The following is a 9,334-nucleotide window of genomic DNA, read 5'->3' on the forward strand; positions in this document are numbered from 1 at the left end:
TACTTAATATCTTGAAGTGGTAGATATTGTATAAACAAATAGCTATGAGCTGAGTATCTAATAAATGATAGATATCTAAGCATCAGCTTCTATATTAACCATTGGTTCTTCAACGGTATTGACCACTCTAGATTCGACGTATGAGCTGCGGTAAGACTGGTCGGTAGTGATTGGATAAATCTGTAAACGTTCCAGCTCCGCCAATAAATCTTCAATGACTTCCTGTTGATGGGTTATAAAGGTAGAGGCGAAGCAGCGCCAAAATTTCCAACCAGCACGTTCAAGAACACGCTGGCGTTGCATATCGCTTTCCCATTTATCAGGTCCATGATATTTATCACCATCACATTCGATAGCTAAGCTATTGTCCTCTTCACCTTCTACAACCATATCAATTCGGTAGGCACCTGCTTTAACTTGCGGCATGACTCGATAGCCTCTTTCAATGAGAATGTCGAAGACTTCTTTTTCAAAAGGAGATTCACACTTATCACGCAAATCCGCAACTTGCTCTTCATCTTGCATAAACGGCGCTTGGAAGTGTTTGATGAGTTCTGCTCGATAATGGTCAGCTTGGCTAAGCTCGTCCAGCTCAATACTACGTACCAGATACATTCTATCGCGCGCTCTTGAGGCGGCGACATTCATGCGCTGGGCGAAGGTGTCTCTTGTTTGCGCATGGGCAGCTCCTGGCGCAACGACCAATGACAAAAACATGATATCGCGCTCTTTACCTTGAAAGGTTCTAGCATCACCGCAAGCAATATCAAAAGCGGTCATGACAGCCTCATCCAACTTTTTATTGAGTAACTCCATAATGTTATGCGCTTGCTTATTACCTAGTAACGAAACGACACCGATGGTTTTATCTTTATAAGCTGGATCGGACGTAATCGTTTTTATTTCATCGACGATAAACCTAACTTCTGAAGGGTTAATATCTGAGCCATTAAGCCGATAGCCATCTGCGATATACACATCAATTAATGGTGGATCTAGGCGTTCTGAGGGTTTTGCTTTACGTAATGGTATGAGTTCATGATTATAAAATTCACGTTTTGAGAACTCGATAATAGGCGCAACACTACGAAAGTGTTCTTTTAACATGACGGTGCTATCAGCAAATACCACTTTAAATAAGTCATATATTGAGCGATCAGGTGACATTTGTGAGCGATATACAGGCACTTGATTGCTCAGATATTGCGCCATGAGGTTGCGAATTTTTTCGATATCGAGACCAACCCCTTCTGGTGAAACCTGCTTATCGTCACCCACGATTAAAACTTTTTTCGCTCTCATGATGGCTGGTAATGCGGTCAAATCAGATTGAGACGCTTCATCGATGATAACTAAGTCAAAACTGCCGAACTCTGCTGGCAAGGACTCAGAAATACGATAATGCGGCATAATCCAACAGGGGATGGCAGCACTTGCGCCAGCAGAGGCTTCACGCGCTTCTCGGCGATAATAGTGGGCGCCTTTGCCTGTGCCTTTACCAATACGCATAATGGCGGAGCGGTATTTTTCTAAAGAAGCTCTAACGTTTGGCGTTGCATTTTCTGCGACTTTTAGCCAAGCTCTTTTGGTGATAGCTTGTTGATAAAGCCTTGCTAAATCTGACTCTAAGCGGCTACGAGTTTTGGTTAGATTAACCAATTCTCTGCGCCCATCTGTGCTGTCTATAAAGCTCATTAATCTATTAAGCCGCCAAATTTGCTGCCAATTATCAGGCAATAAATTATCGGATAACAATGTATCGGATAACAATTTATCTTCAGATTCAACACAAGGCTGACAACGCAATTGTTCCGCCCAGAGCGGCGCACCATTATTTTCAATAATCTCTGTGATGGCAGCGACAGTCTCTAAACCTGTTGTCAGATTATCCACTCGCTGTAGCTCAGTTAGCAGATTTTCCCACGTTGTCTGTAATGCAGCATCAGACAACATCGGACTGCCAACTTGTTGCTTTAAAAAAATAACAAGTTTTTCACTAATATCACCATTACAGTCTGCAAGCTCGTTAAATAATGACTCTTTTAGCGTTAGACTTTCTGCCAGATTATGTTTCTTTAAATGTTGCTCAAGGGTGTTTTTAATTTCAGCTAAAATATCTTTATTGTAATGCGCGTTAGACAGAATATCCCAGTCTAAAAATATAGCCTTTAGAGCTTGTTTGATATTGTGCTGTAGGTTTCTGCTATTAATAATGTCTTCATATAAATAAACGGCTGAATTTAAATTAGATAAGTTATCAGGCACGACTTCAAATACAGGTAAAGACAGTTCGTTCGATAACGCATTCCATCTCACAATAAGGGCTTGTGACTTTTTCCTAAACGCTATAAAGCTTGATATATATTGCCAATCCTCTACGCTTGCGGGCGGTGTTGAGATTATCATAATAGCTTCAAGGTTTTTCTTTTCGACCGACTTACCAAAAATCCCCGCTATACCAAATGGTTTTTTGCCTTCAGATAGGTTTTTGACCGCACTAACAAGTTCTGGGTTTTTATCAAAATCATCAGCTATCGTGATGGGTTTGGTTAAATAAGCCGTTCTTTCATTAAATAGAGATTTAATCTCATCGTTAAGGATGTTTAGATGTTGAATAATATCTTGCTTCGTCTGGTCATCTAAATGCTGCTGAATATTAGTTGTCCATTCCTGTCCAACCGCTTCCGTTTTTTGCAGAAGATCAATCAGATGGGAGGTGTTAGCAGCAGCTTCGTGAGCAATGCTTATAGTGTTAGTACTGTCGTCTACTAAACTTGGAATCTCGCCTTGCTGCTCGGCTTTTTTTAATTCGTTGGTATAAATCAAATCTTGGTGCAGTTGCTTTATCGTATTAATAGGCGGCATGTTGGCAACAGCAGGGATTTTTTTATCAAGATAATCCAAATCAATGCCGAGCGTTATTCTTGCTCGTTTTAGCTCAGTAATATCGGCAGGAGTAAATCGAGGTGTAAAAGTATTTTCTATGCCTAATGTATCGGGGAAGCTTTCGATCAGCTGCCTATTTTGAGCAACCTCAGTTGCTGCGTCTATTGGTTTAATCGTTTCGCTATCCAGTACGATATCATCAAGATTTAACCGTGCCCAAGCGGTAATATTATTATCAGTGCTGGCCAACTGGGCATGAACGGTATCAACTTGGTCATTTAGCATGACGATTTCTTTTTTGTAGACCTCGCGGTTGATACTAGAAACTTCACTCGATATTTTTTTAATAGTATATTCGAACTGCTTTAGCCCTTCATTTTCACTGGTCAATAGACTAACCGCTAATGGTCGAATAGATTCAGGCAGTTGCTCTTGCAAGACTTTTAGAGCGGGGTCTTTCATTGAGGTGACCAAAACTCGCTTGCCCAGTGCTAAGTAATGACAAATAACATTGGCAATGGTATGCGTCTTGCCAGTACCAGGAGGGCCTTGAACGACCACACCATCGTGGACATCCAGTTGTTGTATGATTTGTACCTGCTCATTATTGAATGCTTTGGGGAAATACAACTCTGCTGGCGTGCCTACATAGTTATCACTGCCATTCACCATGGATAGACCGCGATAAGCAGGTAGTATTACTTCTCTATTTTCTGTAGCAGGTTCTGTCAAGATGGCGGTTAGAGCGCTTGGTAAATGAATGTCGTCACTGTTTTCGAGTGTGACCGCGAACTTAGCCAAGTCTTGCAAAAATATATTATTACTTCTAGGGCGCGCCATAATCACCCATGTATCGGTGACGATAAGGTTATTCTGAGCCTTAGGTATTTTTCGCGCATCAGTACTTGTGTGCTCTGGCCAATATACGCCAGAAGAATCAAGCAAGGTCACCGCTGATTTTAAGATAGGCTCATAGCTACTGGGTAAAAAAGGATTTAATACAACATCTTCTGACTCATAAAACTGTTTACAGACTTCTAATAGTTTAGCCAAACCTTGATTCTCATCCATAGAAAAAGGTTCGGTTTCAAAGATGGGAGGCGTTAAGCTAGGCTTTATGAGTAAAGCCATTGTTTTTTGATCTAATGCTATCTCGATAGTCTGGGTTAATAATGGATACTTTATTTGCTCGCTGTTTTGTTCATTATCAGAATCTTTTTGTACAGCAATACCCACACCCCAAACCAGCTCCAATGATTCGTCAGCCAGATTGCCTTGCAGCATTTGATTGAGCTTAAATAGCTTTGCATATAAAGCAATACTTTGGCGTACAAGTTTTTCTTCTATCAGCCAAGGTTTCCAGATATTGTCGATATAACGTTTAAACTCATTTTGCAGCATATCTCTATCAGAAAAATCTTTTAGATAAATTTCTGTGGTTAGTGAGTCATCTTCTAAAGCTGGTTGCTCATCCTGATGGTCATCCTTAACCTCAAATGGGGTAAATGCTTCCTCATAATCTCTAAGGCCATTATCTGCTAATTGGTGTGCCCTGATTTTTGTTTTCAATAAAGGTTGGTCGCTGAACTTTGTTGGCATATCCAACCAGCTTGCTAATAGCGCGCTGCTAGGTTGTGGGGCAGAGTTTTCACGTAAGCGCTCTAAACGAAGCCAAACATCCTCGGAGGTGTCGTCTGTGACATTGAGACTAATACCTGGCAAACCTATCACTTGCTCCTCAGTACAATTGAAATCGTTGTGTTTAACGAAGTCTTGAGTAGGAGTCTTTTTCATCAAAGCGCACTGCTTAATGAATTCAATCTGAGAGGCCAGTCTTTTTACGTAAATACTCATCTATTAACTCTTCCAAATCATCAAAAAATTAGCCCTGAAATCACTGACACTTCTTAGGTGTTATTTATAAGGTGTTACTTATAAGCTGCTTAAATCATAAAGCACTTAGATTACTGCTCGCTCATAAACTAAAAACAAAGACCAAACTATAGCACAGAAATTAATAGTAATAAGTCACATCTAGGGCATGCCCTCAATCTGAACAAAATCAACTGAATGGGCTAAAAATGGCTAAATCTTGCCAAACTGCGTCAAATATCTGGCTAATATCTTGATATTATCTGTGCTATTTTCCTTGTTTGACAGCAATTTATCTCATTTTTATCACCATTTTCAAAATGAGGACACTCCCTAGGCTTTTTAAAAATTAGTGCTGATTATTGCTATTCTTAATATTGATGATTGATGATTGATGATTGATGATTGATGATTGATGATTGATGATTGATGATTGATGATTGATGATTGATGAGTTATTAAATATAGGACTATATTTCAGCTAATTTCTCTCACTATTCCTATCAAAAATACCTCTTAGAAAAACACATAACTAAAAGTGTTTAATGATAAAAATAATTATGAGATTAGGGTTTAATATTTGGCTTAATGCGTTACTATTACCACCTTAGTCGTTATATCTATTTTATTAAACACTTTGTATTAAGACCTTAAAAAAGGACATGTTATGCGCTATGAAGTTATCGTTATCGGTGCAGGGATGGTTGGCACATCAGTTGCTTGGCATCTACAAAAAAATAATGCTCAAGTTTTACTTTTAGATAAGAAACTACCGGGTTCGGAGACTTCATACGGCAACGCGGGATTGATTCAACGCGAAGCGATACATACACATCCATTTCCGCGCCAGCTGACTGAAATGATACGAGTATTGCCGAATCAAGGCACCGATATTCGCTATCGAATTCCAGCGATTTTGCGTTATCATCAAGCACTTTTGCAGTATTGGAAATACTCTACGCCTGCATCAGTTAAAAAAATAGAAGCCGAGTGGCAGACACTGATTGAGCATTGCACCAGCGAGCACCAAACTATGATTACTGCCTCGGGTGCTGACGAGCTGATTACTCGTGATGGTTGGTTGCAGCTACATCGTTCTGAAGAGACGCTTAAAGAAGCAATCGAATTGGCTATCGACGCTCGCAATCAGGGTGTGGAGCATAACGTACTGACGGTGGAAGAGTTAAAAGCAATGGAGCCCAGCGCCAATTTTGAAGGTTTCGTTGGCGCGATTCACTGGCTTAACTCTTGGCAAGTCTCTAACCCAAGCTCGCTAGTAAAAGCCTATGCGAAAAACTTCCAAGAGATGGAAGGTACTATCAAAGAAAGCAGTGTAAAAGAAATTGTCCAAGAAGAGGGCGGTTGGAAGGTTATTACTGATAACGAAACCTACTATAGTGATAAATTGGTCATCGCAGCTGGGCCTTGGTCCAATGATTTGATCAAACCACTGGGTTATAATCTACCATTGTTCCCGATGCGTGGCTATCATCAGCACTTTAAAGTGACCGAAAAAAATACCATCAATCACAGCATGTTTGATATGGATAAAGGCTTTGTCATGGGGCCGATGCAGCAAGGTATTCGTATTACGACGGGTGCTGAGATGACCACGATGAATGCGCCAAAGAACTTTGGACAATTAAAAACCGTCTTAAAACTTGCTCGCAAAATATTACCCCTAGAAGATGCAGTTGAGAGTGAGCCGTGGGCAGGATCACGTCCTTGTATGCCTGATATGAAGCCAGTTATTGGTCCTGCGCCTAAGCATGAGAATCTATGGTTTGCTTTTGGTCACAGTCATCAGGGCTTCACTTTGGGACCTATGACGGGCCGTGTCGTTGAAGAGATGATTCATGATAAACCCGTATTGGTCGATATTAAACCATTTAGTGCTGAGCGTTTTTCTCGCTAAGTAGCCGTGAAAACGACCTGTTTGAATGCTTGTATATTCGAGTACTTTAATAAATTAAGGATAATAATCCATGAAAAAACTACACAGCAGTCAACGTATGAGTAAGATCGTTGTGCATAACCAGACCGTTTATTTATCAGGTCAAGTAGGCAACGCGGAAGACGATATCAAAGCCCAAACATTAACTTGTCTAGAGAAGATCGAAAGTCTACTGCAAGAAGTCGGTAGTGATAAGTCAAAAATGCTCATGGCGACAGTATGGGTAAAGAGTATGTCCGATTTTGCGGCGATGAACGAAGTATGGGACAAGTGGTTTGAAGGCGTGCAGCCACCAGCTCGCGCTTGCGGTGAATCGGCGCTGGCTCGTCCTGAATTGTTGGTTGAGATTACGGCTATCGCAGCTGAGTAATTGCGCATTGTGATATTGGCATAGAATAAGAAAAGGACATGATAGCGATATCATGTCCTTTTTCATGGGAGCCTATCTTATATAACGGGCTAAATTATTGATTCGTTTATTGCCCTTTCCATACCGCTTGGCGCTTTTCGATAAAGGCGTCAATGCCTTCGCTCACATCGTCTGCCATCATATTACAGGTCATCACTTTACTGGCATATTCATAAGCATTCGCTAAGTCCATATCTAGCTGTTTATAGAACATGTCTTTGCCTGTAGCAGTAGCCATAGGCGATTTATTAATAATGGCATCAACCAATGATTGTAGCGTCGCATCTAATTGTTCAGTGGGTGCAACACGATTAATCAATCCTTGCTGCATGGCAGTATTTGCATCGATAAACTCACCGGTAATGAGCATCTCGAACGCTTGCTTACGAGATAGGTTGCGACTTAACGCAACGGCAGGCGTGGAGCAAAATAGTCCCACATTTATTCCAGAAGTAGCAAATTTTGCATTATCAGAGGCGACTGCCAAATCGCAAGTTGCGACCAGTTGGCAGCCAGCTGCCGTCGCAATGCCTTGTACTTTAGCAATCACCACTTGTGGCATTTGATTGATGGTCAGCATCATCTGACTACACTGCTGAAATAGAGCGTTATGAAATGCTTCGTCTGAGTGCGCGCGCATCTCTTTTAGGTTATGACCGGCACAAAATGCTTTACCTTTGGCTGCAATCACAACCACACGGATATTGCTGTCTTGAGCGATACTGTCCAGCTCTTTTTGCATAGCAGTTAGTAGCTCAACAGATAATGCATTGAATTGTTTGGGGCGATTTAACGTCAGAGTAACGACACTGTTTGAGTGGTTTTCTCTAATAACGAGCGGTTCACTTATATTTATAGTAGGGTTTGACTGGGTCATTTGTCATCCTTGATCGTCAGTGTTGAAGTTCAATATAACATCTAAGCAGCACTGTAAATAGTCATTTGCGTACTAGGGCAAGCTTTATCAGTAGTATGATAGATTGCTTGTTTTGCCATATATCTATAAGCCACGCACTCATAAAAAATAGCGTACAGCAAGTATTTTAAAGGACTGTTTTTCTATCGCATGTTTTGACCCAAGCGCATGGCAGCGGCAATATTGGCAGCAGTCGTTTCTATATTTTCATAAGCATGACTTAGAACCTGATCGATGCTATCTATCTTTTGGATGCTAGGCACGACGACATCGAACTGGGAAGTCTGAGTAGGTGTTAGACCGTCAACGCTGCCACAAATAGCAATGACTGGCGTATGACTGGCTTTAGCAAGTTCACTGATACCACCTGCAACTTTACCCATCGCGGTTTGAGCATCAAGTTTGCCTTCGCCGGTGATGACCAAGTCCGCGTTGGCAATGTGCTGCGCTAAGTTAGTCACTTCGGCAATCGTATCAAAGCCTGATTGCAACTGCGCTTGGCAAAAAGTCATTAGCGCATAGCCAAGACCACCTGCTGCACCAGCACCAGCTACTTGTTGATTGTCCTGATATCCTTGTTGCTTACATACACTAGCAAAGTGATTTAATGAGGCATCTAATTGCTCGACTTGTTTAGGATCAGCGCCTTTTTGCGGGCCAAATATCACACTGGCACCTAACGGACCACATAATGGGTTGGTCACATCACACGCCACCTCAAACATCGTATCAAGCACACTTGCATGGAATTTTTGGTTATCTATTCGCTGTAGTTTGATAAGCTCACCGCCACCTTGAGCCAGTGGCTTATCATAAATATCAAAAAGCTGCATGCCCAATGCCGTTAGCATACCAAGCCCCGCATCATTGGTGGCACTACCGCCCAACCCGATAATGATACGTGTGGCGCCTTCGTCTAAAGCATCAGCAATCAGTTCGCCGACACCGTAACTGCTGGTAATAACAGGGTTGCGCTCTGCTACAGTGAGTAGGTGTAAGCCACAGGCCTGAGCGATTTCGATCACTGCTGTGGCATCGGGTAATAGTAAATACTTTGCGGTAATGGGTCGCATCAAGGGGTCATGGACGCGCACCTCTTTCCAGCGCCCACCCAATACATAAGACAAAACGGCAGAGGTGCCTTCGCCGCCATCAGCCATAGGCAATAGAGTATAGTCAGCATTTGGAAACACTTGTCTAAATCCAGATTGGATAGCGTGACAAACGTCTAATGCCTCTAAGCTTTCTTTAAACGAGTCGGGAGCGATTAAGATTTTCATTTTATATTCTACAAATC

Annotated in this window: 5 protein-coding genes; 2 read left to right on the plus strand and 3 right to left on the minus strand. The window is 41.7% G+C overall.

Annotated elements, in window-relative coordinates; genetic code table 11:
• Positions 1 to 75: 75 nt before the first annotated feature.
• Positions 76 to 4,680 (minus strand): AAA domain-containing protein, encoded by a 4,605-nt coding sequence (locus ACT3TU_RS08155; protein WP_444784262.1) that lies wholly within the window; start codon positions 4,678 to 4,680, stop codon positions 76 to 78.
• A gap of 745 nt (positions 4,681 to 5,425) precedes the next feature.
• On the opposite strand from ACT3TU_RS08155, the gene ACT3TU_RS08160 reads away from it, so the two are divergent.
• Together ACT3TU_RS08160 and ACT3TU_RS08165 are read left to right on the plus strand one after the other, a co-directional pair.
• On the plus strand, positions 5,426 to 6,673 hold the full coding sequence (locus ACT3TU_RS08160; protein WP_192522931.1) for an NAD(P)/FAD-dependent oxidoreductase: 1,248 nt from the start codon (positions 5,426 to 5,428) through the stop codon (positions 6,671 to 6,673).
• A 70-nt stretch (positions 6,674 to 6,743) separates the two neighbouring features.
• Complete coding sequence (locus tag ACT3TU_RS08165; protein WP_192522932.1) at positions 6,744 to 7,082, plus strand: RidA family protein; 339 nt, start codon at positions 6,744 to 6,746, stop codon at positions 7,080 to 7,082.
• 106 nt (positions 7,083 to 7,188) lie between these two features.
• On the opposite strand, the gene ACT3TU_RS08170 is transcribed toward ACT3TU_RS08165, so the two are convergent.
• A complete protein-coding gene (locus ACT3TU_RS08170) occupies positions 7,189 to 7,998 on the minus strand; it encodes an enoyl-CoA hydratase (protein ID WP_192522933.1) in 810 nt (269 codons plus the stop codon).
• 182 nt (positions 7,999 to 8,180) lie between these two features.
• Positions 8,181 to 9,334 (minus strand): glycerate kinase (locus tag ACT3TU_RS08175; protein ID WP_444784263.1); only part of this gene is annotated, 1,154 nt, incomplete at its 5' end.

This window comes from Psychrobacter sp. AOP3-A1-26 (genome assembly GCF_052378235.1).
In the GTDB taxonomy this organism is placed as follows: Bacteria; Pseudomonadota; Gammaproteobacteria; order Pseudomonadales; family Moraxellaceae; genus Psychrobacter.